The sequence below is a fragment of the Pelomonas sp. SE-A7 genome, assembly GCF_030345705.1.
GTDB lineage: Bacteria > Pseudomonadota > Gammaproteobacteria > Burkholderiales > Burkholderiaceae_C > JAUASW01.
On the sequence record NZ_JAUASW010000001.1, the window covers coordinates 439,671 to 464,571 of the forward strand.

Consider the following 24,901-nt stretch of genomic DNA (forward strand, 5'->3'; position numbering starts at 1 on the left):
ATCCCTCAGTGACGCTTGTACTGCGTCTCCCCGAACAGCACCTCGCGGGCGCGTTCGTCCAGCAACTGCTTGCGACGGTCTGCCAGCACCTCGACGCCGCGCTGCACGGCCGGCCGTGAGGCGACTTCGTCGAACCAGCCCTTCAGGTGCGGATAGTCCTTCATGTCGACGCCCTGGTTCTTCCAGGAGCGCAGCCAGGGGAAGACGGCGATGTCGGCAATGCTGTACTGCTTGCCGGCGATGTAGGGGCTCAGGCCCAGCCGCTTGTTGATGACGTTGTAAATGCGGTGTGCCTCGTTGGTGTATCGGTCCACCGCGTAGGCGATCTTCTCGGGCGCATAGATGCGGAAATGATGGGCCTGGCCCAGCATGGGGCCCACGCTGCCCATCTGGAACATCAGCCACTGCAGCACCTCGTACTTGCCGCGGGTGTCGGCAGGCAAGAGCTGACCCGTCTTGCCGGCCAGGTACAGCAGGATGGCGCCGGATTCGAACATCGACATGGGCTTGCCGTCCGGTCCGGCCGGGTCGACGATGGCCGGGATCTTGTTGTTCGGGCTGATGGCGAGAAACCCCGGGTCGAACTGCGCACCGGTGCCTATGTCCACAGGGATCACCCGGTAGGGCAGGCCGCATTCTTCCAACATGATGTGGACCTTGTGTCCATTGGGCGTGGCCCACGAATAAACTTCGATCATTTGGCGGTCTCCATCCGGTCCGGCAAACCTGCTGCGCGGCTCCTTCACCAGCGGTTCAAGCCTGGCCAATGCATTGTCCCGACTCATGGTAATTAAGCAAGTCAAAAGCTGGTTCGTCGCCCGTGCCAATGCAGCCCGCTGGCGCGGCATCGCGGACTGGGCCGATACCCGCAACGGTCTGTTCAAACAGATCCGCGACGGCCGCGGCTTCGTGATCGAGCTGCCCAAGACCTCGGTCGGACCGCTGCGCGTGGAATGGGGGCCTTCACAGCGCAGCTACATCAGCGGCAGCGAGCTGCGCCTGCGCTGCGAGCTCAAGCTCAGCCCGGAACTGCAGATGATGGTGCTGGCGCGCGACCTGATGGAGCAGCTCGAGACCACGGTGTTCGAGGCCTATACCGACACGCTCAAGACCCGCGTCGATACCGACACGCCGGAAGAGATGCGCTGGCTGGTGATGTTTCCCAAGCCGGGTCCTATCGCCTCCAAGCTGGTTCGCTCGCGCTTCGGTGCCGTCGGCGTCAACAAGGACTTGACCGCGGCCTGGATTGACGGCGACCTGAGTACGGCCCTGGCCCAGGCCAGCCAGGATCTGCTGCCCCAGGGCCGACCCTTCGTGATGCTGACCATGCGGGGCAATGCCTACCTGCGTACCGCCATGGAAGTGCCGGACCTGGACGAGATCCAGTCCTTCGTCAAATTGATGGAGGCCGCCGCCCGTGAGGCCAGGCAGGTCAACAACCGGCTGAGCGAGACCGGCGCCTGGCAGACCACCTCGTCCATCGCCTGGCAGAGCCAGCCGCCGGAAGACGAGCCCACCAGCCCGCCGCCGCCCAGTGATCCGGCCTAGGCGCCGGCCGCCTGCGCGAACTGCCAGCCCAGCTCGGCCATGGGCCGGGCGCCGGCGCCGGCTTCGCGGGCCTTCTCGCTCGAGGCCGTGCCGGCCTCAACGCGCTTGGCAATGCCTTGCAGGATGGCGGCAATGCGAAACAGGTTGTAGGCCAGGTAGAAGTTCCAGTCGCGCATCACGGCCTGCACGTCGCTTCGGCCGGTGCGCTCGCAGTACTGCCGCACATAGCTGAGCTCGTCGGGAATGCCCAGCTCGGCCAGGTCGCGCCCGCCAATGCCGCGCGCCGCGCCCTTGGTCTGGATATGCCAGGACATGCAGTGATAGCTGAAGTCGGCCAGCGGATGGCCCAGTGTTGACAGCTCCCAGTCGAGCACCGCGATCACCCGCGGCTCGGTGGGATGGAACATCAGGTTGTCCAGCCGGAAGTCGCCATGGACGATGGAAACTTCGGCCTCGTCCCGGGCCGAGGCCGGGATGTGGGCGGGCAGCCATTCGATCAGCTTGTCCATGGCCTCGTTCGGCTGCGTGATCGAGGCCTGGTACTGCTTGCTCCAGCGCCCGATCTGGCGTTCGAAGTAGTTGCCGGGCTTGCCATAGCCGGCCAGGCCAATGGCGGCGAAATCGACCTGGTGCAGGGCCGCGATCACGCGGTTCATCTCGGCGTAGTGGGCGCCGCGGTCCTCGCGGCTCATGCCGGGCAGGGACTGGTCCCACAGCACCCGGCCCTCGAGAAACTCCATCAGGTAGAAGGCGCGGCCTATGACCGATTCGTCCTCGCACAAGGCCAGCATCTCGGGCACCGGCACGGCCGTGCCGCGCAGCGCCTTCATCACGGCGTATTCGCGTTCGATGGCATGGGCCGAGGGCAGCAGCTTGGCGACCGGGCCGGGCTTGGCCCGCATCACGTAGCTGCGCGTCGGAGTGATCAGCTTGTAGGTCGGGTTGGACTGGCCGCCCTTGAACTGCTCGATGCTTAGCGGGCCGGCAAAGCCGGGCACCTGGGCCGTGAGCCAGGCCGCCAGGGCCTCGGTGTCCAGGGCTTGGGAAGGGGCGCGGGTGCCGGTGTTCTCGTCCATCTCGAATGCAACTCCAATCGGTTGGCGATTGTGGGCAGCGGCCTTGACGCCGGTCAGTCGCGTCGGCGACGGCCGGCCCTACCGGCTACTTGCTGGCGATGGCCAGCAGCTTGTCCTTGTTCAGCACGACCAGCCGGGTCGGCTCCACCCGCACGGCGCCGTCGCGTTCAAAGCCCTTGAGTTCCTGGTTCACTCGCTGGCGCGAAGCGCCTAGCATCTGGGCCAGGTCTTCCTGGGCCAGCTGCAGGCCGATGCGGATTTCTTCCTCGCCCTGGGCGATGCCGTAGGAGCGGGCCAGCAGCAGGATCTGCTTGGCCAGGCGGGCGGCCAGCGGGCGGGTGTTCAGGTCCTCGACCACGTCGAACATCAGGCGCAGCCGGCGGCAGTTGAGCCGCAGCAACGCTTCGTAGAGCTCGGAATGCTTGGCCAGCAGGTCCTTGAAATCGGGCTTGCGTATCACCAGCAGCGTGGTCTCGCCATGGGCGGCGGCGTCGTGGGTGCGGGGCAGGCCGTCGAACAGGGCAATGTCGCCGAACCAGGTGCCGGGCTCCACATAGGTCAGGGTGATTTGCTTGCCCGACAGCGAGACCGAGCTGATGCGCACCGCCCCCTTGGCCACGCCGCACCATTCCTCGGCCGGCTCGCCGCGGCAGGAGAGCAGGGCGTCGTCGTTCAGCCGCCGCACGCTGGCGCGCGAGAGGATGTCGCCGCGCAGGGCCGGCGATAGCTTGGAGAACCACGAGCCTGCTTCGATGTTGGCGCGTTCGGATGCGGTAAGAGCCGTGCTGTTCATGCTTTGTCGCTGACGTGACAGCAAGGGCTTGCCGTCCTTGCCTATTGTCCATGAGCCCTTCCTCGTCCATCCTCAGGCCCGTTGTCACGGAGCGACCCATGTCCCATGCTTTGCCAGAAATCCCCTGCCGCCGCGAATCGGTCAGCCCCGAGGAATGGGCGCTGCGGGTCGACCTGGCCGCGGCCTACCGCCTGGTTGCGCTGTTCGGCTGGGACGATCTGGTCTTCACTCACATCAGCGCCCGGCTGCCGGACCGGCATGACGAGTTCCTGATCAATCCCTACGGCCTGATGTTCGAGGAGATCACAGCCTCCAGCCTGGTGAAGATCGACATGCAGGGCAACAAGCTGGAAGACTCGCCGTTCCCGGTCAACCCGGCCGGCTTCACCATTCACAGCGCCGTCCATGCGGCGCGGCCCGATGCGCAATGCGTGCTGCACACGCATTCGCTCAACGGCATTGCGGTGTCGGCCCAACCCGCCGGCCTGCTGCCGATCTCCCAGCATTCGATCTTCGTGCTGTCCAGCCTCGGCTATCACGACTACGAGGGCGTCGCGCTGCGTGACGACGAGAAGCCGCGCCTGGTGCGCGACCTGGGTAGCAACAACTACCTGATGCTGCGCAATCACGGCCTGCTGACCGTGGGCCGCAGCGTGGCGGACGCGGTGCAGGCGATGTACTTCTTCGAGGCCAGTTGCACCATCCAGGTCCGGGCTCAGGCCGGTGGTGGCGAACTGACTGCCATCGCACCCGAGATCATCGCCACGGCCCAGGAACAGGCCAGGCAGGCGACCAAGGGCCAGGGCAGTGCGCTGGCCTGGCCGGGCCTCTTGCGTCGCCTGGACAGGCGGCTGCCCGGCTACGACTGCTGAACACGCCACAGCTCGCACGGAAGCTGTAACCGGGCGTGATAGAGTGCCCGGCATTCCGGCATTGCCCCTTGGCATGGAGCCCGTCATCCGCGCGCATACAAGCCATTTCGAGCTTCCCCGACTCGCCCCGCTGGCGCTGGGCGTCTTGCTACTGGGCGCGCAGAGCGAGGCCCAGGCCCTGGGAGTAGGGCGCCCGCTGACGCTTTCCGCGCTGGGCCAGCCGCTGAACCTTGTCTTCCCTGTCCAGCTCTCCGGCGATGAGTCGCTGTCGCCGGATTGCGCGCGGGCCGAGGTCATTGCCGGCGAGTCCCGTGTTCCGCCCAGCCTGGTGCAGGTGCAACTGGAAGGCGAGAGCGACACCACGGTGCGCGCCGTGCGTGTGCAAAGCCTGGTGCAGATCGACGAGCCGCTGGTGACCGTGAGCCTGAGCCTTGGCTGCCCCTCGCGCTTCACCCGCCAGTTCACCGCCTTCATCGATCCGCCCAGCCTGCGGCCCGAGCTGGCGCAACAGGCGCCGCTGCCCGAGCCCACGGTCAAGAACTATTCGCCGCAGCTGCGGGCCGCGCTGTCAACGGCCGAAGCCAAGCCGGCGCAGTTGCTGGCCCAGCCGGCCCAACCGGCCCCGCAGCTGGCTCAGCTGCCGAACGAGGCGGCCTCGGCACCGACACCCTCCCCGGCGCCCAAGCCGCCGCGCCGGCCGACCCGCCCGGTCGAAACGACCGTGGCCGCCGCCGGCAGCCCCGAAGCGGCCAGCGCGCCGGAAAGGCCGGCCTCGTCGGCCAAGCCGACCAGCCCCAAGCCTGCGCGCAAGCAGCCGCCCGCGACCGTCGCCAACGCAGCGCCGGAGCCGGCTGCCAAGCCCGCGGCTGTGGCCCGGCCGCGACTGCAGCTGGAACCGCCCGAAGCGCTCGATACCTTGCAGGCCGCCGCCTCGGCTCCGCTGCCAGCAGCGAGCGTTGCCGTGCCCGATCCCGAGTCCGACCGTATCAAGCGCCTGGAAGAAAGCCTGCAGCGCATGCAGGCCCAGAACCGCGAGACCAGCGACAAGCTGAGCCTGCTGCGCGGCCAGTTGGAGCAGGAGCATTCGGCCCGCTTCCAGAATCCGGTGGTCTATGTGCTGGCCGTGCTGCTGGCCGGCCTGGCCGCGTTCTGTGTCTACCTCTGGCGCGCCCGCGCCCGCGACCGGGCCATGCATGAGGCGGCCTGGTGGGAGGATGCCCGCGAGCAACTGCCGCACAGCCGCCGCGTGACCCGGGAGCCTGAAACCATGGGCATGGCCGGCGTCAGCGTGCCCATGCCGCTTGAGGACGACGAGATACCGACCATAGCGCGTTCGACGCCGGCCGTGGCGACGCCCAGCCTGGCCGAGCGTGTCAGCGCCGAGCTGGACCAGACCGATCTGCTGCGCGCCGTCGAGACGCCGGAAGAAGACAACGGCGGCCATTCCACCGTGGCGATTCCGCAGCTGGGCGATTTCGTCAGTGACTCCATGCTGATGCCGGCGTCGCCGGCCATCCGCGGCGGTTTCGCCGGAGAACCGCTGTCGGTGCAATTGGTCGAGCAGACCCAGCCGCTGGACATCCGGGCGGTCAGGCCCGCAGCGCCGCTGTCGGTCAGCACCCTGGTCGATCTGGAGCAGCAGGCCGAGTTCTTCATGTTGCTGGGCCAGGACGATGCGGCCATCGAGCTGTTGTCCGGCAAGCTGCAGGGCGCCAGCAGCCCCTGGCCCTATCTGCTGCTGCTTGAGGTCTACCAGCGCCAGGGCGACATGGCGGCCTTCGAGCTGGTCGGCGAAACCTATGCCCACCAGTTCAATGTGGCCCCGCCAGCCTGGGAAATGCCGCTGGGCGACGGCCCCGGCCTCGCGGCCTGCCCGGAGTTGCTGCACACGCTGCAGAAGATCTGGATCGACAACGCCGCCAGCATGGACTATCTGCGCGGCATGCTGGTGCGTGACGGCGAATGGCAGGGCGGCCGTGTCGAGCTGCCGGCCGAAGTGCTGCATGACCTGGCCTTGATGCGCGACATGCTGTCGCTGTTCCTGGTGGCGCGAGACCTGGCCGAGCATCCGGCCCGTTCGGCCGCCGAGGCGGTGGACCTGATCCTCCCGCTGGATGGTGGCGGTGATCTGGGTGGACTGGACCTGGACCTGACCAGCGACACCACCAGCCAGTAACAGCGGCGCTCGGTCAGAGTCGCGCCAGCTTCTCCAGCGCCTTCTCAAGCGTTGCCTTGGTCTTGGCGAAGCAGAAGCGGATCACCTGCCGCCTTGGTGCTTCCACGCTGAAGGCCGACATGGGAATCGCGGCCACGCCCACTTCACGCACCAGCCAGCCGCAGAACTCGGCGTCGCTGAGATCGCTGATGGCCGAATGGTCCACGCACTGGAAGTAGCTGCCTTCGGAAGGCAGCAGGCGCAGCCGCGAGCCGGCCAGGCCCTGGCGGAACAGGTCGCGCTTGGCCTGGTAGAAGGCCGGCAGGTCCAGGTAAGGAGCCGGATCGGCCATGTAGGCTGCCAGGCCGTGCTGCATCGGCGTATTGACCGTGAACACGTTGTACTGGTGGACCTTGCGGAACTCGGCCATCAGGCCGGCCGGCGCGGCCACATAGCCGACCTTCCAGCCGGTCACGTGATAGGTCTTGCCGAAGCTGGACACGATGAAGGTCCGCTCGGCCAGGCCCGGAAACCGGGCAGCGCTCTGGTGCGCCGCGCCGTCGAACACCATGTGCTCGTAGACCTCGTCGCTGACCACGATCACCTCGCTGCCATCCAGCAGCGCTTCCAGCTGGCGCATCTCGGCCTCGGTCCAGACCGTGGCGCTGGGGTTGTGCGGCGTATTGATGACGATGGCCCGGGTGTCGGGTGACAGCGCAGCGGCTATGCGCTCGAAATCGGGGCGGTAGCTGTCCGGGTCCAGCGGCACGCGCACGACGCGGCCACCGGCCAGGTCGATGTTGGGTGAATAGCTGTCGTAGCAGGGCTCCAGCACGATCACCTCGTCGCCCGGATGGACCACGGCCAGCAGGGCGGTGAAGATGGCCTGCGTGGCGCCAGCGGTGATGGTGACCTCGCGGTCGGCGTCATAGCGGTGGCCGTACAGGCGCTCGATCTTGTCGGCCACGGCCTGGCGCAGCGCCGGCACGCCGTTCATCAGCGGGTACTGGTTGTGGCCGGCCCGCATGGCTGCGTCCACCGCCTCGATCAGCTTCGGATCGCAGCCGAAGTCCGGGAAGCCCTGGCCCAGGTTGACGGCGCCATGCTGCGTGGCCAGGGCCGACATGGTGGAGAAGATGGTGGTGCCCACATGGGGCAATCGGCTTTGCAGGCTCAGGGGCATGGCGGGGGTCAGAGTCCGTAGTCGCTGGCCTCGCCGCTCATCGCACGCTCCAGCAGCGGGCGGTTCAAACGGTCGGACAGCAGTTCGGCGAAAGCATAAACATAATTTCTAAGGTACGCGCCGCGCTTGAAGGCGATGCGGGTCACGTTCTGGCCGAACAAATGACCCAGCGGCCGCGACACCAGGTCGCCGCCCGGCGGGTCTTCGCGCACCGCCATCTCGGCGACTATGCCCACGCCCATGCCGAGGCGGACATAGGTCTTGATCACGTCCGAGTCGATGGCCTCCAGCACGATCTGCGGATGCAGGCCGCGCGCGGCAAAGGCCTTGTCGATGCGGGTGCGGCCGGTGAAGGTCGGGTGGTAGGTCACCAGCGGTTCGGCCGCCAGCTGTTCCAGCGAGACATGGCTCTCCTGGGCCAGCGGATGGCCGGCCGGCAGCACCAGCACATGCTGCCATTCGTAGCAGGGCAGGGTGACCAGCTCGTCGACCTGGGCCAGCGACTCGGTGGCCAGGCCCACGTCGGCGCTGTCGTCGAGCAGCATGCGGGCGACCTGGTCGGGCGTGCCCTGGTGCAGGCTGACCTTGACCAGGGGCAGCTGGCGACGCAGCTGGGCCACCGGACCGGGCAGCACGTAGCGGGCCTGGGTATGGGTGGTGGCGATGGACAGCGTGCCGGTGTCCTGCTTGGAATATTCCTCGCCGATGCGCTTCAGATTGTTGACCTCGCGCATGATGATCTCGACCGACTTCAGCACCTGCAGGCCCGGCTCGGTGATGCGGCGCAGCCGCTTGCCGTGGCGCGAGAAGATATCGATGCCCAGCTCTTCCTCGAGTTCGAGGATGGCCTTGGAGACGCCCGGCTGCGAGGTGAACAGGGCCTTGGCCGTCTCGGTCAGGTTGAGGTTGCGGCGCGCCGCCTCCTGGACGAAACGGAACTGGTGCAGGTTCATGGTCTTGCCGTCTTCAGTTTTTTAGCCAGTCCAGCGTGGCCGTGGCCATCGCCGCTACGACCAGCGGGTGCTCGCCTATCGCCTCGTGCAACCGCCACCGCACGGCAGGGCCATGCTGCTGGCGCAGCGCCTCGACCAGCGGCGGCACCTCGCGGCGCACATGGCCGCTGGAGCCCAGGAAGAGGGGCACCACGTCTATGCGGGAGCAGCCGGCCGCCACCAGCTGGCGGGCCGCTTCCTCCAGGCCGGGCGACATGAATTCGAGAAAAGCCAGCCGCGTCACCAGGCCAGGCTGCTGCGCCGCCAGCGAGGCAACGACGGCCTGGAACGGGCCGGCCCAGGCCGGGTCCCGCGCGCCGTGGGCGAACAGCAGCAGGCCGGCACTCATCGGTAGCGCACCAGCCAGCCGAAGGCCGCCAGCGACATCAGCAGATACAGCAGGCTGGGCGCACCGGCCACGGCCCAGGGGGTCAGGTCTTGCAAGAGGCCCAGGTGACCGGCCAGGCTGTTCAAGAGCGAGAAGCTGATGCCCAGCATGATGCCGCCGAAGACCTTGAAGCTGATGCCACCGCCACGCGCATGCAGATAGGCGAAGGGCAGGGCCAGGGCCACCATCACCAGGCAGGCCAGCGGCTTGAAGGCGCGCTGCCAGAACTGGATCTGGTAGGCCTGGGCCGACTGCTCCTGGGCGGACAGGTGCTGGGTGTAGCGGTACAGCTCGGTCGTCGTCATTGTGTTGGGTGGCAGCACGGCCGCGGCGACCACGCCGGAATTCAGCGTGCTCTGCCATGTCAGCTCACGCAGGCGATCCTCCTGCACCGCATCCTTGCTCCAGCGGGTTCGCTGCACGTCGCGCAGCTGCCAGAGACCCTTGCCATCCACAGTGGCGGTGGTCGCGGCCAGGCGGCTGAGCAGGCCGCCGCTGGCGTCGAACTCGAAGATGCGAACCTGGCGCAGTTCACCGTTGGCGCTGGCCTGGCGCACATGGACCGAGTAGCTGTGCTCGCCATTGCCCTCGCGGTCCTTCAGCCACGCGCCGGCCCGGCTGGGCGCGATGCCGCCGCTGGCCTTGGCCCGGGTCAGCTCGGCCTGGCGCTCGAACCAGGGCGCGGCATAGTCGCCGACGAAGAAGGTCAGGGCGGCAAAACCCAGACCCAGCGTGGCCAGCAGCATCAGCGCGCGACCGGGGCCGAGGCCACCGGTGCGCAGGATGGTGAATTCGCTGGACTGGGCCATGCGAGCCAGCGCGTAGATGCTGCCGATCAGGACCGCGATGGGGAACAGCTCGTAGAAATGGCCCGGCAGTTCCAGCAGGGCCAGCAGCGCCGCGCGGCCGGCACCGGCGCCGGCCCGGCTCATGCGGTCGAGCTCCTCGACGAAGTCGATGAAATAGAACAGTGACAGGAAGGCGAGGGCGACAAACAGCACCGAGCCGACGATGTCGCGGTAGAGCAGGCGACGGACGGTCCTCATGCCGTGGCCCCCTTGGCACGGCGGACCATGCCCAGGCGGTTGCCCTGCTCACGCAGCCAGATCAGGCTCAGCGCCAGCAGCAGGGCGCCGCCATGCACGCCCAGCAGGGCACCGCCCATGCTGGCCTTGCCGCTGCCGACCCAGGACTGGCTCAGATTGATCAGGTTGAAGTAGACGACGAAGCTCAAGAGCGCGAACAGCATGCTCCAGTTGCTGGGACGCCTGGGGTTGGTGGCCGACATGCCAATACCCAGCAGCGTCATGTTGACGCAGCCCAGGATCAGGCCCAGGCGCCAGGTCAGCTCGCCGCGGTTCTTGGGGGTCGGCTCGGCCAGCAGTTCCAGCGTGCCGCGCGCCTTGGGCGGCAGTTGGTCGGTGGGCCGCACGACCTTGCGGTCGGTCAGCACGCGGTACTGGTCGAAACGGGCCAGGGTCTTCTCGCCGTTGTCGCGGTTGATCTCGTTGCGCTGGCCCTTGTCCAGCACCAGATAGCGGTCTTCGTCAGCGACTTCGATGTGTCCCTGGTGGGAGGTGGTCACCGATTCACGGCTGGACTGCTCGGCCAGGATGAAGACGTTGCGGCCGGTCTGCTGGTCGTCGCCGCCGCGCTCGATGAAGAAGACCTTGGAGCCGTCACGCGAGCTCTGGAACTTGCCCGGTGCTACGCGCGACAGGTCGGAGCGGCGCTCATAGCGTTCCTTCAGCTGGGCGCTGTTGCGGTTGCCCCAGGGCCAGACGACCAGCTCCAGCACGATCACCGCCAGGATCACCGGGATGGCCAGGCGCAGCACCGGCTTGACGAAGCGCACCAGGCCAATGCCGCTGGCGAACCAGATCGTCATTTCGGACTCGCGGTACATGCGCCCCAGCGTGGCCACGATGGCCACGAACAGCGACAGCGTCAGCATGGTCGGCAAGTGGCCGAGCGCGAGGTAGCCCATCATCAGCAGCACGTCCTGCGGCGCCACGGTGCCCACGGCCGCCTGGCCTATCGTGCGTATCAGCATGATGGTCAGGACGATGGTGAGGATCACGACGAGGGTCACGCCGAAGCTGCGGGCCAGCTCTTTGCGCAGAGTGGAATCGAATAACATCCGCTCACTTTTTATCTTCTACAGCAAGACATTATGGACTTCCGTACCCTGGCGGCGTCGCAGGACGCCCTGGCCGGCATCAGTGCCGACGCGCTGCTGCTGGTCGTGGCCGGCGACAAGCTGCCGGCAGGCTTCGACAAGACCCTCGCGGCCCTGGCTGCCGATGCGGTCAAGCTGGGCGATTTCGACTTCAAGGGCGGCCGCGCGCTGACGTTGCATCGTCCGGCCGGCGTCAAGGCCACGCGCCTGGTGCTGGCTGCGGCCGGCAAGGGCTCGCTCAAGGCGGCACGCGCTGCGCTGAACGCGGCCCTGGGCCAGCTCAAGGGCCGTGGTGCTGCCCATGCGGCCGTGGCCTTCGTCGGTTTCGATGCAGGCATCGAGGCCCTGGCCGAGCAGGCCGTGCAGGCCACCGCTGAATCGGTCTATGTCTACCGCCACACCAAGCCCAGCGCCCCGGCGGCCGGTGCGCTCAGCAAGCTGAGCCTGGTGGCGAGCAAGGATGAAGCCAAGGCCGCCAAGGCCGGCCTGGCCCGCGGCGAAGCGATCTCGGCCGGCATCGAGCTGGCCCGCGAATGCGCCAACCGTCCGGGCAACTGCGCCACGCCGACCTTCCTGGCCGAGCAGGTCAAGGCCCTGGGCAAGGACCATGGCATCAAGGTCGAGGTGCTGGACCAGAAGGCGGTCGAGAAGCTGGGCATGGGTTCCTTCCTGGCCGTGGCCAAGGGCTCGGACGAGCCGCTGCGCTTCATCGTGGCCCGCTACGAAGGCGCGGCCAAGGCGGTGGCGCCGGTGGTGCTGGTCGGCAAGGGCATCACTTTCGACTCGGGCGGCATCTCGCTGAAGCCGGGCGCCGAGATGGACGAGATGAAGTTCGACATGGGCGGCGCCGCCTCGGTGTTGGGCACGCTGCGTGCCGTGGCCGAGCTCAAGCCCAAACTGAACCTGGTGGTGGTGATTGCGGCCTGCGAGAACATGCCCAGCGGCCGCGCGGTCAAGCCGGGCGACGTGGTCACCTCGATGTCGGGCCAGACCATCGAGATCCTGAATACCGACGCCGAAGGCCGCCTGATCCTGTGCGACGCGCTGACCTATGTGGAGCGCTTCAAGCCGGCCGTGGTGGTCGACGTGGCCACGCTGACCGGTGCCTGCGTGATCGCCCTGGGCGGCGTGCGCAGCGGCATGTATGCCAGCGACGATGAACTGGCGGCCGCGCTGTCGGCGGCCGGCGACGCGGCGCTCGACCCCTGCTGGCGCCTGCCGCTGGACGAGGATTACGACGAAGGCCTCAAGAGCAACTTCGCCGACATGGCGAACGTGGGTTCGCGTGCCGGTGGTTCCATCACCGCCGCCAAGTTCCTGCAGCGCTATGCAAGCAAGTACCGCTGGGGCCACCTTGACATCGCCGGTACCGCCTGGAAGGGCGGCGCGGCCAAGGGCGCTACCGGCCGTCCGGTCGGCCTGCTGACCCACTTCGTGCTGTCGCAGGCGAAATAAGCCGGTTCTGCTCATGACCCAGGTCAGCTTCTACACCGGGGTGCCGGACCGGCTGGCCTACTGCTGCCGGCTGCTGCGCAAGGCACAGCAGAACGGCGCCAGGGTCGGCGTGCTGGCGCCTTCGGCTCTGCTGGAGCGCCTGGATGCGGCCCTGTGGAGCTTCGAGGCCACCGAATTCGTGCCCCATATGCGCTACCAGGCCGGCAAGCAGGCGCAGATGGCAGCCACGCCGCTGCTGCTGGCCGAGCGGGCCGAGCAGCTGCGCGGCTGGCCGGTGCTGCTCAACCTCGGGCCCGACCTGCCGGTCGACATCGAGGCCTTCGAGCGGGTGCTGGAAGTGCTGTCGCGCGACCCGGAGCAGGTCCAGCTGGGGCGTCAGCGTTTTCGGCGCTACAAGGAGCTGGGCCACGCGCTCGATCACCACGAAGTCAAGGACGCCTGAGCCGTGGTCCCACTGGGCCAGGGCACAGGGTTTGTTTCGCTGGAGCGCCGCCGCCAATTCGGTTAAGGTCCGGCGCCGTTGCAGCCCTATTTCCTGGGCTGTTTCCCCAATTCGGAGGTCATAGAAGATGCAAGCCAAGACGAAGCTGATCGTTGCCGCCGCCGCCCTGTCACTGGGTGGTGCCGCCCTGGCACAGGAGCAGGAAGTCAAGATCGGCCATGTCGCCCCCATCAGCGGCACGGGCGCCCACCTGGGCAAGGACAACGAGCTCGGCGCCCGCTTCGCCATCGACGAGCTGAACGCCAAGGGCGTGGTCATCGGCGGCAAGAAGGTCAAGCTGGTGCTGCTGCCCGAAGACGACGCCAGTGACCCGAAGCAGGGCACGGCGGCCGCCCAGAAGCTGGTGGACTCCAAGGTCAACGGCGTGATCGGCCACCTCAACTCGGGCACATCGATCCCGGCCTCCAAGATCTATTTCGACGCCGGCATCCCGCAGGTCTCGCCTTCGGCCACCGATCCGGCCTACACGCAGAAGGGCTACAAGACCGCGTTCCGCGTGGTGGCCAACGACACGTTGCTGGGCGGCGCCCTCGGCAAGTACGCCGTCGGCACGGTGCAGGCCAAGTCCATCGCCGTGATCGATGACCGCACGGCCTACGGCCAGGGCGTGGCCAAGGAATTCGAGAAGTCGGTCAAGGCCGCCGGCGGCAAGGTGGTCGGCCATGAGTTCACCACCGACAAGTCCACCGATTTCTCCATCATCCTGACCAAGCTGAAGGCCAAGAAGCCGGACCTGATCTTCTTCGGTGGCATGGACGCCGTGGCCGGCCCCCTGCTGCTGGGCATGAAGAAGCTGGGCATAGAAGCCAAGTTCATGGGCGGCGACGGCATCTGCTCGGCCAAGCTGCCCGAGCTGTCGGTCGGCGCCATGAGCGACGGCCAGGTGGTCTGTGCGGAAGCCGGCGGTGTCGAGGGCGAAGCCAAGAAGTCCACCGACGCCTTCAAGGCCGCCTTCAAGAAGAAGTACGACGTCGAGGTGCAGATCTATGCCCCCTATGTCTATGACGCGGTCAATGTGCTGGTCGCTGCCATGGTCAAGGCCGGTTCGGCCGAGCCGGCCAAATATCTGCCGGTGCTGGCCAAGACCACCGATTACAAGGGGATTACCGGCAATATCACCTTTGATGCCAAGGGCGATATCAAGAATGGCGCCCTGACCTTGTTTACCTACAAGGCCGGAAAACGTGAACAAATTGCCGTCGTGCGATAGGCCGCGGGACCCCCGTTCTTCCTCTGCAACGCCCACCTCGGTGGGCGTTTTTCATGGTCGCGCGGCCACCGCGAATAACCACCCGCCGGGGTTTGGTCCAGCATTCTTGAATCCCCGTTGAAAAGCGCACGGGGCGGGCTGGCTATTGCTGCGCGAACCGTGCCCGCTTGATATCTACTCGCGGCTCGTTCATCGGCAAGAAATATGGCAAGCGGAGACTGTGTAACGGAGCGTTCGGAATGCACGTTTCAAGCTCTGGCGCCCCTCCAAACAGGGGGCTTTCAAGAGCAGGGGGGGCGGGCATGATCCGGACCCATAACGAAGCACCCTCCGAGAGAGAGGCACCTCAGCGGTGCGGAGCTCAAGGTTGCAGGATTTCGCAGGCGGGCAGGCTCGCAGGCTCGGCCAAACAGACATTGCAGATGTGTTCGGCAGTATCGACTTCAGACCGCGGCGGGTGTGACCGACCCAGCCAAGGCCCTGAGCGGGGAACAGCATGATTCGGATTTTCAATCACTACCTGCATAAGCAGACCTTGCTACAGGTCTTCTTCGACGTCGGCCTGATCGTCTTCGCCGTCATTGCCGTCGTGCTGAGCCAGGGTGGCACTGCGCAGCAGGTGATCCCGTTCGCGGCCTCGCACGGCCTGTCGCTGGCTGGCGGCATGTTCGTCATCAACTCCGCCACCGGCTTCTATCAACATGTGCACAACCGGTCGGTCACCGAGTCCTGTGCCCGTGCCCTGCTGGCTCTGCTGCTGGGTCTGCCGCTGGCCTACGCCATCTTCGGCCTGCTGCCCACCGACGCCGCCAACCGTGAGCTGGTGACCTACGCTGCCATGGGCGCCGTGGCTGCCGTGCTCGCCCATCGCGTCTACGCCGCCCATACGGTTTCCCAGTCGCGCAATCGCACCAAGATCCTGATCTTCGGTTCTGGCGCCGCCGCCAAGGCCGTGGGCAGTACCCTGGCCGCAGCCGATCCGCATGCCGAGATCATTGGCTACTTCGCCGGCCCCAATGAAGAGCATCCCGAAGTGGCCCGTGCCTCGCTGGTCGAGCCGCGCGGCTCGCTGACCGAAACTGCCCTGGCCCTGGGCGTGGACGAGATCGTCGTGGCCCTGTCCGAGCGCCGTGGTGGCAGCATGCCGCTGCGTCAGCTGCTGGACTGCAAGCTTTACGGTATCCGCGTCGTCGACATCGCGACCTATTTCGAGAAGACCCTGGCCCAGATCAAGGTCAGCCACGTCAACGCCGGCTGGCTGATCTTCGGCGACGGCTTCAACCAAGGCGTGGTCCGCACCGTCGTCAAGCGCATTTTCGACGTGCTGTTCTCGTCGGCCATCCTCCTGCTGAGCCTGCCGCTGATGCTGGTCACTGCACTGGCCATCCGCTTTGAATCTCGTGGTCCGGTGCTGTACCGCCAGGAGCGCGTCGGCCTGAACGGCGAGGTCTTCGAGGTGATCAAGTTCCGCTCGATGCGCACCGACGCCGAGAAGGACGGCAAGCCCCGCTGGGCCACGCTGAACGACGACCGCGTCACCCGCGTCGGCAAGTTCATCCGCAAGGTCCGCATCGACGAGCTGCCCCAGCTGCTCAACGTGCTGCGCGGCGAGATGAGCCTGGTTGGCCCGCGTCCGGAGCGCCAGTTCTTCGTGGACGACCTGGTCACCAAGATTCCCTACTACGCCGTGCGCCACAGCGTGAAGCCGGGTGTCACCGGCTGGGCCCAGGTGCGCTACGAGTATGGCTCGACCATCGAGGATTCGGTCGAGAAGCTGCAGTACGACCTGTACTACGTCAAGAACCACACGCTGTTCCTGGATCTGCTGATCCTGCTCGAGACCGTGGCCGTGGTGCTGACCGGCAAGGGCGCCCGCTAAGACACTGCGGCGGGCCGCCGTCCCGGGCCTAGCGTTTGCGCCGATAGTCGTCGGCGCCGGCCCGATGATCGAATAGCGCATGCTCAATCTTGCTGCGGCGAGCGATCTGCTCGCAGCGCTTTCCTATGGCGCTTTCGCCTTGGTGGTCGCGACCATGCTGGTCCGCCCCAGGGAACCCGAGGCTATCGGCCTGACGGGACGGCTGCTGGCTGCCCTGACCGCCTCGCTGGTCTGGGCCCTGCTCAGCTTCTATTTCCGTGGTCCGGGCTCACCCCGCCTGGGCTCGGTGCTGTTGCCGCTTGCCGATGCAACGCGCTATGGCCTGTTGTTCCTCTTCATTCTCGGCTTGCTGGTCATTCCGGGCCGAGCCGAGCCCGGCAGGCTGCGGATCTGGGCCTGCCTGACCAGCCTTAGCCTGCCGGCGCTGCTGCTGCTGCGGGAATTGTTGGGTTACCAGCCCCTGGCTTTCCAGCAGCAGATGGCTTTTGCCTCGCTGGCAATGGCGGTCTGCGGCCTGGTCCTGGTCGAGCAGTTGTTGCGCAACTCCCGGACCGACGCGCGTTGGAATGCCAAGCCGGTCTGCTTGGGCCTGAGCGCGATTTTCGTGTTCGACTTGTTCATCTACTCGCAGGCGGCGCTGTTCCAGCGCTTCGACAGTGACGCGCTGGACATCCGTGCGGCCGCGCATGCCGTGGCCGTTCCCTTGCTCTACCTCGCGGCCCGCCGCGACCAGAACTGGCTGGGCAAGCTGCACGTCTCCCGTGCGGCGGTCTTCCATTCGGCCACGCTGCTGCTGGTTGGTGTCTACCTGCTGCTGGTATCGGCGGTCGGCTACTACGTCCGCTACACAGGCGGCGATTGGGGCCGCGCCTTGCAGGTGGCGCTGGTGTTCGTCGCCCTGGTCATGCTGGCGATGCTGCTGTTGTCCGGAGCGCTGCGCTCCAAGCTGCGGGTCTACATCAGCAAGAACTTCTTCAGCTACCGCTATGACTATCGCGAGGAGTGGCTGCGCTTCACCGCCATGCTGTCGGCGACGACACCCGAGGAGATGGGGGAGTCGGTGGTGCGGGCATTGGCTGACCTCGTCGAGAGTCCGGCAGGCGCGCTGTGGCTGCCCCGCAGCGACCGGGGCGACTGGCGGCAGGCGCTGAGCTGGAACCTGCCTGAGCAACACCAGCCCGAGGGTGCGGAGTCCAAGCTCTGTGCGTACTTGCGCGAGCGGGCCTGGATCATCGACCTGGACGAATTCCGGCGCGGTTCGACCTCCTATCAGGGCCTGGTCTTGCCCGAATGGTTGGTCGCGGACGTGCGCTACTGGCTCGTCGTGCCTCTGCTGGCAGCCGGGCAGCTGACGGGCTTTGTGGTACTTGGCCGTCCGCGGACCCAGGTTGAGCTGAACTGGGAAGTGCGCGACCTGCTCAAGACCGCCGGTAGCCAGGCCGCGACCTTTCTGGCCCAGATGCAGGCGACCGAAGCGTTGCTGGAGTCGCGCAAGTTCGATGCCTTCAACAAGATGTCGGCCTTCGTGGTGCACGACCTGAAGAACATCATCACCCAGCTGTCGCTGATGATGAAGAACGCCAAGCGCCTGCGCGACAACCCGGAGTTCCAGCAGGACATGCTGGACACGGTCGAGAACTCGCTCGAGAAGATGCGCCAGCTGATGCTGCAGCTGCGCGAAGGAGCGAGTCCCCACGGCGTGGCAGGCGGTGTGGACCTGAGCGCGATTGCAGGACGACTGGCCGCTGCGGCTGCCGGCAAGGGCCGCGAACTCGAGCTGCGGGTGCAGGCCGGTGTCTCGACGCGAGGACATGAAGAGCGCGTGGAACGTGTGATCGGCCACATGGTTCAGAACGCCTTCGACGCAACTCCGGTACAAGGTCGCGTCTGGCTGACTCTGGAAGCCAGTGGCAGCAATGCCCGGGTTGAAGTGGGAGATACTGGCTGCGGTATGACGCGCGATTTCATAGAGAACAAGCTGTTCAAGCCTTTCAGCACCACCAAGTCCAGCGGCATGGGCATAGGCGCCTACGAGAGCTACCAATACCTGCAGGAATTGGGCGGCAAGATCGATGTAGCCAGCGAGCCCGGTCGTGGCACGCGCATCACGCTGCTGCTGCCGCTGTTCCATGCCAGCGCCGCCTCCGACCTTGGCCTGATGAACGCCCGATGAGTGCCGAACGCCTGCCTACGCTGTTGATCGTCGAGGACGATCTGGCTCTACAGAAGCAGCTCAAGTGGTCGCTCGATCGTTTCGAATCTGCCTTGGCCAGCGATGCGCCCAGCGCCCTGCTGCAGTTCCGGCGCCACAGCCCGGCCGTGGTCACCATGGACCTGGGTCTGCCGCCCGACCAGGATTCGGTCACTGAAGGATTCGCGCTGCTGGAGAAGCTGATCGAGCTCAACCCCAGCGTCAAGGTCATCGTGCTGACCGGCCAGAACGACCAGGACAACGCCCTGCGTGCAATACGCCTGGGTGCCTATGACTTTCTTGCCAAGCCGGTCGATCCCGATGTGCTCGCCCTGACGGTGGAGCGGGCCTTCCGCCTGCATGAGCTGCAACAGGAAAACCGCCGACTGCAGATGCAGCAACACGCCGAGGCCCTGGGTGGCCTGGTGACCCGCGACCCGGGCATGCAACGGATCTGCCGCACCGTCGAGAAGGTGGCGCCGAGCGACGCTACGGTGCTGCTGCTCGGCGAGAGCGGTACCGGCAAGGAGTTGCTGGCCCAGGGCCTGCACGACGCCTCGCGCCGCAAGGGCCGCTTCATTGCGATCAATTGCGCCGCCATTCCCGAGACCCTGCTCGAGAGCGAGCTGTTCGGCTACGAGCGCGGCGCCTTCACCGGCGCCACCAAGACCACGGTCGGCAAGATCGAGACTGCCAATGGCGGCACGCTGATGCTGGACGAAATCGGCGACCTGCCGATGCCGCTTCAGGCCAAGCTGCTGCGATTCCTGCAGGAGCGCTCGATTGAGCGGCTGGGTGGCCGCCAGGAGATTCCGGTCGACGTCCGCATCGTCGGTGCCACGCACCAGAACCTCAAGGGCCTGATCGCGGAAGGGCGCTTCCGTGAAGACTTGTTCTACCGACTGGCCGAGATCGTGGTGGAGATACCACCGCTGCGCGACCGAGCCGGCGATGCGGTGCTGCTGACCCACGCGATGCTGCGGCGCTACGCCTCCGAGATGCGTCGTCCGGTGCCGTCACTGGCCGACGACGCGGTGCGCGCCATCGAGGCCCACGGCTGGCCGGGCAATGTGCGCGAGTTGCAGAACCTGGTGAAGCGGGCCTCCATCATGGCCGACGGCGACCGCATCACCGCCGAAGACCTGAACCTGGCGGTTCCTGATCGAGGCGAGGGCGAGGAGCCGTCGCTGGACCTGCGTACCGTGCGCGAGCGGGCCGAGCGGGCCGCCGTGATCGCGGCCCTGTCACGCACCGACGGCAATATCGTGAAGGCCTCCGAGCTGCTCGGCGTCAGCCGACCGACGCTGTACGACCTGATGAATCGACTGCAAATCAAATGAACAAGACCTCGACGAATGCTGCCAAGCAGCCCCTATACCGCAAGTCCGCGACGCTGATTGCCAGCGTGACGGTCGCGACCAGCTTGCTCAGCGGCTGCTTCGGCGAATCGCCCGAGCAGCAGGTGGTCTCGGCCAAGAAGTTGCTCGAAAAGAATGATCCCAAGGCGGCGATCATCCAGTTGAAGAATGCGCTGCAGCAGAAGAACTCGCTGGCCGAGGCCCGCTTCCTGCTTGGCAAGGCTCTGATGTTGGGTGGCGACGTTCCCGGTGCTCTGATCGAACTGGCCAAGGCCAAGCAAGGCGGCTATGACAGCGACGAGCTGAAGGCCCTGATGGCCAGGGCCCTGCTGGCCAAGGGCGAGGTCGATCGGGTGTTGACCGAGTTCGACCCCAAGACCCTGCAGGACCCGGTCCAGCGCGCCGAATTGTCGGTCGTGCAGGCAGGCGCCCACATGGCCAAGCGTGACCTGGAATCGGCGCGTCGCCTGGTCGAGGCAGCGCTGCGCGACGATCCGCGCAGTGCCTCGGCCGGCCTGGCCAAGGCCAGGCTGCTGGTCGCCGAGAAGGATTTGCCCGGTGCGTTGCAAGCGCTGGACGACCTGCTGAAGCAGCAGCCCAAGAATGTCCAGGCTTGGCGCTCCAAGGCTGAACTGCTCCAGGTGCAGCCGGGTGACCATCGCAAGGAGGCCATGGAAGCCTATCGGCAGGCGCTCAACCTGGACGGCAAGGATGTGGCGGCGCATGCAGGCCTGGTCGGCTTGCTGATGCAGCAGCGCGATGCCGCAGGTGCGGCCAAGCAGCTCGAAGCCATGCAGAAGGTGGCGCCCAACCATCCCCAGACCCGTTACCACGCGGCGATGATTGCGCTGGAGAAGCGCGACCTCAAGGCGGCGGAGGAGCAGGCTCAGCTGCTGTTGAAGGCCGTGCCGGACAGCCCGCAGGCCTTGCACCTGGCCGGCATGGTCGATTTCCAGCTGGGCGCCTACCAGAAGGCCACGACCGAGTTGGGCATGGCCTTGCAGGGCGGCGGCGCCAATCCCGCGGTCCGCATGTTGCTGGCCCAGTCCCAGCTGCATACGGGCGACCCGGCCAAGGCCTTGCAGACGCTGGAACCGCTGCTGTCTGAATCCAATGGCGTGCCCGAGGCCTTTGCGCTGGCCGCCGAGGCCTATCAGCAGTCGGGTGACCCGGCCGCGGCACAGGCGCTCTATGCCAAGCTGCTCAAGCTGGACCCCAAGAACGCCCAGGGACGCATTGCCGTGGCCCAGACGCAGATCGAGCGTGGCAATGTGCAGCAAGGCCTGGACGCCTTGCGTGCGATGGCCAAGGACCAAGCCACTGATGTGAAGGCGGACATGGCGCTGATCAACGCGCTGTTGCACCGCAAGGAATTCGGTCCGGCACTGCAGGCCATCGACCAACTCGAGCGCAAGCAGCCAGGCAAGCCGCTGCCGCTGATGCTGCGTGGGCGTGTCGAGGCGGCCAGTGGCCATCCCGACAAGGCCAAGCTGGCCTATGAGCAGGCGCTCAAGCTGGACCCGGCCAATCTTCCGGCGGCCACGGCGCTGGCCGGGTTCGATCTGCTGGAGAAGAAGCGCGAGGACGCGCTCAAGCGCTTCGAGGGGGTGGCCAAGGCCAACCCTTCGTCGGTCGACGCCAGGTTGGCGGTCATCGGCCTGCGCATGCAGAACGGTGGCACGCGCGACAAGCAGATCGCTGACCTGGAAGCCCTGGTCAAGGAGTTTCCGAAAGAGGCCGCGCCCTTGCTGGCTCAGGGGGCGACCCTGGTGGAAGCAGGGCGGGCGGGCGATGCGATTGCCGTCGCCCAGAAGGGGCGCCAGACCTTTCCGGGCAATGCGTCCTTCCTGGATCTGCTCGGCCGCGCTCAGGTGGCCAACAAGGACTTGAACCAGGCGGTGAGCGCATTTGCCGAACATGCTCGCATGCAACCTCAGTCGCCGGTGCCGCTGTTGCGCCAAGCGGAGGTGCAAGTGCGGCTCAAGGACAACCCGGGTGCCATTTCGCTGCTGCGCAAGGCCTTGGCGCTGAAGGCCGACTACCTGCCGGCCAAGACGCTGCTGGCATCCTTGCTCACCTCCGCCGGTCAGTCGGCCGAGGCGCGCCAGATCGCCAAGAGCCTGCAGCAACAGCCGCAGACCGAGGTCGTCGGCTTGACCCTGGCCGGAGACGTCGAGACCGCTGCCCGCAACTTTGCCGCCGCCGCTGACGCCTACAAGGCGGGCCTGGCCAAGCAGGAGTCCAGTGAGTTGGCGGCCAAGCTCTATCACAGCTACCGCCTGCTCGGCAGGGACAAGGAAGCTCAGGCCCTGGAGTCGAGCTGGCTTGCCAAGCATCCCAGCGACGCCGGCTTCCTGTCGGTCGTGGCTGAACGGGCGATGACCACCGGCGACCTCAAGCAGGCTGCAGCCCTTTACCGCAAGGTGCTGGAGTCGCAGCCGGGCAGCCTGCTGGCGCTCAACAACCTGGTCTGGGTGATGGATCGCCTCAAGGATCCGGAGACCAAGGCTCAGGCTGACAAGCTGCTGGCTCTGGCGCCCAACGCGCCGGCCGTGCTGGACACCGTGGCCGGCGTCTATGCCGGTGGCGGGCAGAAGGACAAGGCGCTCGAGCTCCAGCGAAAGGCCGTTGCCCTGGCGCCTGACCTGCATCTGCATCGCCTGCATCTGGCTCAGTTCCTACTCGCTGGCGGCAAGAAGGACGAAGCTCGTCGCGAGCTGAGTCAGCTGGCGGACCTGGGCAAGGATTTCGCCCAGCAAGCCGAGGTCCAGCGCCTGCTGGAGCAAGTGGGCGGCAAGTCTCGCTGAACCGGCGATGGCCGTCGGTCGGCGGCCGTCACTCGTTTCTCCTGCATTCGGGCTTTGCTTGCCCGGGAGGCTCTGTTAGCCTCGTGAAGGTCTTGATGGTCGGGGCCAGGTCCAGCAGTTCATGAGCAAAATCCAGCGATCCGGTGCACGCAAGCGCCTCCACGTGCTGCTGCGCCGCTTGTTCTCTGTGCTGCCGCGCAGGCTCAGGTTCGGCCTGATCCGGAACATGGTGTCGTGCGACCCCAAGCCCGATCCGCGGCTGGAATTCAAGATTGCCGAAACCCAGGAGGAACTGGAAGCCTGCTTCCGCATCCTCCACGACGCCTACGTCGGGGCAGGTTTCATGCAGCCTGATCCTTCGGGCATGCGGGTGACGGTCTATCACGCGCTGCCCACCACGACCACGCTGTGCGCCAAGTTCGACGGCCAGGTCGTTGGCACCATCTCCATCATCCGCGAGGGTGTATTCGGTTTTCCGCTGCAGGCGATCTTTGACCTGGAGCCTGTGCGCGCGCGCGGTGGCCAGATCGCCGAGATCTCAGCGCTGGCCGTGGCTCCCACGTTCCGCAAGACCGGCGGTGCGGTGTTGTTCCCGATGATGAAGTACATGCACGAGTACTGCCATCGGTACTTCGATACGCGCCACCTGGTGATCGCGGTCAACCCGGATCGCATCGAGCTCTACGAGGCCCTGCTGAGCTTCGAGCGCCTGACCGAGGTGCATGTGGAGAACTACGACTTTGCCAACGGTGCGCCGGCCGTCGGCGCCTCGCTGGACCTGGACCGGGCACCGCAGCTGTTCAGGAGCAGCTATGGCAAGCGCAAGGCCAGCAAGAACCTGCACCACTTCTTCTTTGAAGTGACCATGTCCAATTTCCGCTGGCCGCAGCGGCGGTACCACACCACCAACGATCCGGTGATGACGCCGCAGTTGCTGGATCATTTCTTCAGCAAGGCCAGCAACGTCTTCGAGCGCATGGACAACCGCAAGAAGGCCTTGCTGTGGTCCATCTACGACCAACCCGAGTACCGGGCCGTGCTGCCCCTGCTGGGCGGTGTGGCCGACCCTGACCACCATCCGCTTCGCCGGCATCGCCGGTTCTCGATGCGTTGCCCCGGCAAGGTCGTCCTGATGAACGGGGCCGGGCCGCACGACTATTTCCTGGACGTGATCGAGATTTCCTTCGCTGGCTTCCAGGCCGAATGCGATTCGGAGCTGCCCTTGCAGACCGAGGGCGATGCCACGATCGAGCTGGGAGATGCGACCACCTCGATGCTGCGTGCCAAGGCCGTACGCCGCAAGCAGACCGACACCGGAGTCTTCTACGGCTTTGCCTTCGACGAATCGGACAAGAACTGGCGCGACTGCATTGCCGCACTGGAGATGGGTCAGACCTACCAGGATCTGGGCTGATGCGCCGGCGCGATCTGCTGGCGCTGTCGCTTGCCGTCCCTGTCTTGGCCAGTGCGCAGTCAAGTCGCGAGGCACTGATCGAGCGGGCTTCGTCGGCGGTGTTGCCGGTGGGCACTTTCGCCGCTACTGACAGCCCTCGCTTCCAGTTCCGCGGGACCGGCTTTGCCATCGGCGACGGTCGCCAGGTCGTCACCAACGTGCATGTGCTGCCTCCATCGCTGGAGGCGGGGCGACGCATGGCGGTGCTGGTCCGCGAGCCGGCCGGCGAAGGGCGGATCCGCGTGCTGGAACTGCAGACCATGGACCGCGCGCGCGACCTGGCGGTGCTGCGCCTGCTCGATGGCCCGTCGCTGGAGAACCGGCTGTCGCTGGCCAGTGCGCGCGAGCCGCGTGCGGGGCAGGAAGTGTTGCTGATGGGCTACCCGCTGGCGGGTGCACTTGGCTACTCGCTGGTGACCCATCGCGGCATGATCTCCGCCCGCACCCGCATGGCCATTCCCGCGGCCAGTGGACGGGGGCTCAGCAGCAGTGCCGTGGCAGCCCTGCGCGGCGAAGCCATCGACCTGCTGCAGCTCGATGCCGTGGCCTATCCGGGCAATAGCGGCGGCCCGCTGCTCGATGCCCAGAGCGGCGAGGTGATAGGCATAGTCAACATGGTGCTCGTCAAGGCCGGCCATGAGTCGGCGTTGAGCCAACCCTCGGGTATCTCCTATGCGATTCCCGTAGCGGCTCTGCAGGCGTTGCTGAACACCGCCCCCGATGCCAAGGGCAATCCATGACAATGCCGCGCGAGACCCGGCGTGTCTCCGAAGTGCAACCAGGGCCGTGCAGACCGGAGGCATCGAGCAGTAATGCCGATGCAGGGCTGCAATACCGACCTATGGTGGCGGATTCGGCCG

At 66.4% G+C, this 24,901-nt stretch carries 20 protein-coding genes; 12 read left to right on the forward strand and 8 right to left on the reverse strand.

Annotated elements, in window-relative coordinates:
- Positions 1-5 precede the first annotated feature (5 nt).
- Positions 6-698 (reverse strand): glutathione binding-like protein, encoded by a 693-nt coding sequence (locus QT382_RS02050; protein ID WP_289252379.1) that lies wholly within the window; start codon positions 696-698, stop codon positions 6-8.
- 85 nt (positions 699-783) lie between these two features.
- On the opposite strand from QT382_RS02050, the gene QT382_RS02055 reads away from it, so the two are divergent.
- Positions 784-1,548 (forward strand): hypothetical protein, encoded by a 765-nt coding sequence (locus QT382_RS02055; RefSeq protein WP_289252380.1) that lies wholly within the window; start codon positions 784-786, stop codon positions 1,546-1,548.
- Here QT382_RS02055 and QT382_RS02060 read toward each other — a convergent pair.
- Both QT382_RS02060 and QT382_RS02065 read right to left on the reverse strand, forming a co-directional pair.
- Complete coding sequence (locus QT382_RS02060) at positions 1,545-2,624, reverse strand: phosphotransferase (RefSeq protein WP_289252381.1); 1,080 nt, start codon at positions 2,622-2,624, stop codon at positions 1,545-1,547. The genes QT382_RS02055 and QT382_RS02060 overlap by 4 nt on opposite strands.
- Positions 2,625-2,709: 85 nt before the next feature.
- The gene (locus QT382_RS02065) at positions 2,710-3,417 is read right to left on the reverse strand and encodes a Crp/Fnr family transcriptional regulator (protein WP_289252382.1); all 708 of its coding nucleotides are present in this window, start codon (positions 3,415-3,417) and stop codon (positions 2,710-2,712) included.
- A 98-nt stretch (positions 3,418-3,515) separates the two neighbouring features.
- Between QT382_RS02065 and QT382_RS02070 the strand changes: the two genes are divergently transcribed.
- Positions 3,516-4,289: a class II aldolase/adducin family protein gene (locus tag QT382_RS02070; RefSeq protein WP_289252383.1), complete on the forward strand. Its 774-nt coding sequence runs from the start codon at positions 3,516-3,518 to the stop codon at positions 4,287-4,289.
- Between the two features lie 73 nt (positions 4,290-4,362).
- A complete protein-coding gene (locus tag QT382_RS02075; RefSeq protein ID WP_289252384.1) occupies positions 4,363-6,465 on the forward strand; it encodes a type IV pilus assembly protein FimV in 2,103 nt (700 codons plus the stop codon).
- Between the two features lie 13 nt (positions 6,466-6,478).
- On the opposite strand, the gene QT382_RS02080 is transcribed toward QT382_RS02075, so the two are convergent.
- Genes QT382_RS02080 through lptF form a run of 5 tightly spaced genes read right to left on the reverse strand, consistent with a single transcriptional unit; the run spans position 6,479 to position 11,147 of the window.
- Positions 6,479-7,627, reverse strand: a complete 1,149-nt coding sequence (locus QT382_RS02080; protein ID WP_289252385.1) for a pyridoxal phosphate-dependent aminotransferase — start codon at positions 7,625-7,627, stop codon at positions 6,479-6,481.
- 8 nt (positions 7,628-7,635) lie between these two features.
- On the reverse strand, positions 7,636-8,580 hold the full coding sequence (locus tag QT382_RS02085) for a CysB family HTH-type transcriptional regulator (protein ID WP_289252386.1): 945 nt from the start codon (positions 8,578-8,580) through the stop codon (positions 7,636-7,638).
- Positions 8,581-8,593: 13 nt separating this feature from the next.
- A complete protein-coding gene (locus QT382_RS02090; RefSeq protein ID WP_289252387.1) occupies positions 8,594-8,968 on the reverse strand; it encodes a sirohydrochlorin chelatase in 375 nt (124 codons plus the stop codon).
- Positions 8,965-10,053, reverse strand: a complete 1,089-nt coding sequence (lptG, locus tag QT382_RS02095; protein WP_289252388.1) for an LPS export ABC transporter permease LptG — start codon at positions 10,051-10,053, stop codon at positions 8,965-8,967. The genes QT382_RS02090 and lptG overlap by 4 nt, the downstream gene beginning before the upstream one ends.
- Positions 10,050-11,147 carry an LPS export ABC transporter permease LptF gene (lptF, locus tag QT382_RS02100; protein ID WP_289252389.1) on the reverse strand — a complete coding sequence of 366 codons (1,098 nt, stop codon included), beginning with the start codon at positions 11,145-11,147 and terminating at the stop codon, positions 10,050-10,052. Before lptF ends, lptG begins: the two co-directional genes overlap by 4 nt.
- Positions 11,148-11,180: 33 nt before the next feature.
- Here lptF and QT382_RS02105 point away from each other — a divergent pair, with 33 nt between their 5' ends.
- The 9 genes from QT382_RS02105 (at position 11,181) to QT382_RS02145 (ending at position 24,781) form a co-directional block, all read left to right on the forward strand.
- Entirely contained in the window at positions 11,181-12,641 is a 1,461-nt protein-coding gene (locus tag QT382_RS02105; RefSeq protein WP_289252390.1) for a leucyl aminopeptidase, read from the forward strand.
- A 13-nt stretch (positions 12,642-12,654) separates the two neighbouring features.
- On the forward strand, positions 12,655-13,083 hold the full coding sequence (locus QT382_RS02110; RefSeq protein ID WP_289252391.1) for a DNA polymerase III subunit chi: 429 nt from the start codon (positions 12,655-12,657) through the stop codon (positions 13,081-13,083).
- A 127-nt stretch (positions 13,084-13,210) separates the two neighbouring features.
- Entirely contained in the window at positions 13,211-14,353 is a 1,143-nt protein-coding gene (locus QT382_RS02115; protein WP_289252392.1) for a branched-chain amino acid ABC transporter substrate-binding protein, read from the forward strand.
- A gap of 496 nt (positions 14,354-14,849) precedes the next feature.
- On the forward strand, positions 14,850-16,232 hold the full coding sequence (locus QT382_RS02120; RefSeq protein WP_289252393.1) for a TIGR03013 family XrtA/PEP-CTERM system glycosyltransferase: 1,383 nt from the start codon (positions 14,850-14,852) through the stop codon (positions 16,230-16,232).
- A gap of 79 nt (positions 16,233-16,311) precedes the next feature.
- On the forward strand, positions 16,312-18,405 hold the full coding sequence (gene prsK / locus QT382_RS02125; protein WP_289252394.1) for an XrtA/PEP-CTERM system histidine kinase PrsK: 2,094 nt from the start codon (positions 16,312-16,314) through the stop codon (positions 18,403-18,405).
- A complete protein-coding gene (prsR, locus tag QT382_RS02130; protein ID WP_289252395.1) occupies positions 18,402-19,763 on the forward strand; it encodes a PEP-CTERM-box response regulator transcription factor in 1,362 nt (453 codons plus the stop codon). Before prsK ends, prsR begins: the two co-directional genes overlap by 4 nt.
- Positions 19,760-22,588, forward strand: coding sequence for an XrtA/PEP-CTERM system TPR-repeat protein PrsT (gene prsT / locus QT382_RS02135; protein ID WP_289252396.1), 2,829 nt, complete (start codon positions 19,760-19,762; stop codon positions 22,586-22,588). Before prsR ends, prsT begins: the two co-directional genes overlap by 4 nt.
- Positions 22,589-22,709: 121 nt before the next feature.
- A complete protein-coding gene (locus QT382_RS02140) occupies positions 22,710-24,002 on the forward strand; it encodes a GNAT family N-acetyltransferase (RefSeq protein WP_289252397.1) in 1,293 nt (430 codons plus the stop codon).
- A complete protein-coding gene (locus tag QT382_RS02145) occupies positions 24,002-24,781 on the forward strand; it encodes a S1C family serine protease (protein ID WP_289252398.1) in 780 nt (259 codons plus the stop codon). Before QT382_RS02140 ends, QT382_RS02145 begins: the two co-directional genes overlap by 1 nt.
- Positions 24,782-24,901: the final 120 nt, after the last annotated feature.